The sequence below is a fragment of the Alcanivorax sp. HI0044 genome (assembly GCF_001634945.1).
Genome location: NZ_LWEZ01001474.1, coordinates 1 through 1890, shown reverse-complemented (window position 1 = coordinate 1890; position 1890 = coordinate 1). Strand labels below are relative to the sequence as shown.

The following is a 1890-nucleotide window of genomic DNA, read 5'->3' as shown; positions in this document are numbered from 1 at the left end:
CATGACACTCTTGATCAGTTGTGCTTTCGCGGCAGCTCGGTGATGGAGGAGGTGGTGTTTTTGCATCGCCCCAGCCGCACGCTGATCCTGGCTGATCTAATCGAGAATTTTGATCCCGGCAAAGTGCATTGGCGCCTGCGGTGGCTGCTGCGCCTGGCGGGTGTGGTTGCACCGCACGGACAGGCGCCACTGGATTACCGGTTTACTTTTCGGGGCGGCAAGGATCAGGCACGGGCCAGCTTCCAGCGCATGCTGCAATGGCAACCGGAGCGCATCGTGCTGGCCCATGGTAACTGGATTGACCACGATGGCACCCAGGCGCTGAAGCGCGCCTTTCGCTGGCTGGGTTAAGCGCGGGTACGCTGAGTCGCCACCGGATTAATCGAGACCGGCACGCCACTCATGAAGGCCTGATTACTGAGTTTCTCAAAGCTGCCGGGGCCGTTGGGAAGCAGTGCGTTGATGTTCACTCCCGGGTGCTGCTGCGCCACGCGCATCCCCGGTGTTTGCCGGTTGCCCCAGCCGTGGGTCATGGCGACCACACCTTCACGCAGACTGTCGTCACTGCGCACCTTGACTCGCACCCGCCCGTAGGTATTGCTGGCCTCGACTTCGTCGCCGTCATCAATGCCTATGGACTGGAGGTCTGCCGGGTTCATGTGCAGCGCATTGCTGGCATGGGCGCCACGTTTCAGTGTCGGCACATTCTGGTACCAGCTGTTGTGCATGTAGTTGGTACGCAGGTTGATCAGCCGGAAGGCTGGAGTCGAGGTGGTCAGGGCCTGAAATTGCTGGTTGGCCAGTTCCATGGCATCAGCAAATAGCGGTGGGCAGCAATCGACCCGTTTGTCATCAGTTTGAATGAAATCCGTATAGAAGCGGCCGATGGATTGAGTGTCCAGCACGGTGGTGCCGGATGGCTGTTGTGCCAGTGTGTCCACGCAAAGCCCGGTACGTGACAGCATGTGATCCAGCCGGCCGAATGGGCGGGGCGGGTCCTGCTCCAGCATGGGCGCGTGCCGTCCCATGGCCTGCAACAGGTGCGACAGAATCCACCATTCTTCACGGCGTTGTGCGGCGGGCGGAACCACCGCGTCAGTGTATTGCACATAGGGCTGGTACTGCATGCCCAGCCCACAGATATTCAGGTCCGGGCGTTCCAGCATGTCTGCCGAGGGCAGCAAGTAATGTGCGTATTCCCCCGTGGCATTGCGGAACAGATCAATGACGATCAACAGGTCCAGCTTTTCCAGCGCCTGGCGCCAGCGGCCTTCACCGCCCACGCTGAGCAAGGGGTTGCCGGCAATCACTACCAGGGCGCGGATCGGGTTGTCGTCGTCGAGGATCATGTCTGGCAGCAGGTTGCCGGCCAAGGCGCCGCGGATATGCCGCATTTCCCCATGCTGGGAGGGAAAAAATACGTTATCAAGGCGGGCGCGGCCGGCCTTGGCGGCGGGGTAGAACCCTTCGCTGTAGAAGTTGCCGCCGGGCTTGTCCAGGTTGCCGGTAACGAAGCTCAGCATCTGCAGTAGCCAATAACAGAGTGTGCCGTGCTGGCCCATGTTGACGCCGGTGGACATGTGCACGCAGGCACGCTCTGCGCCACTGAACGTATCTGCCAGGTCACGAATGGTGTCGGCACCCAGGCCTACCACCTCGGCCACGGCATCAGCGGAGTAGGGGGCAATAAAAGCACGCAAGGCATCTATGCGCGTGCCATGCTCGCGAATGACGTTTTCATCGAAACGGCCCAGCGCATCCATTTCATGGAGCAGGGCGGCCATCAAATAGAGGTCCGTGTCGGGAAGGATTTGTATCACTTCCCCGGTTTTGGGGCTGGCGGATTCGATTAGGCGGGGGTTGATGTAGAACACCTGGGCGCTGCGCTGG

1 protein-coding gene and 1 pseudogene are annotated in these 1890 nt (G+C 60.6%); one reads left to right on the top strand and one right to left on the bottom strand.

Going from position 1 to position 1890, the window contains the following annotated elements; all coding sequences use genetic code 11:
• A pseudogene (locus A3730_RS32085) lies at positions 1-351 on the top strand (DUF4336 domain-containing protein); the annotation flags it as partial.
• Here the strand turns inward: A3730_RS32085 and A3730_RS22305 are convergent.
• A partial coding sequence (locus A3730_RS22305) for a molybdopterin-dependent oxidoreductase (protein WP_063538972.1) occupies positions 348-1890 on the bottom strand: 1543 nt, incomplete at its 5' end. The pseudogene A3730_RS32085 and the gene A3730_RS22305 sit on opposite strands and share 4 nt — an antisense overlap.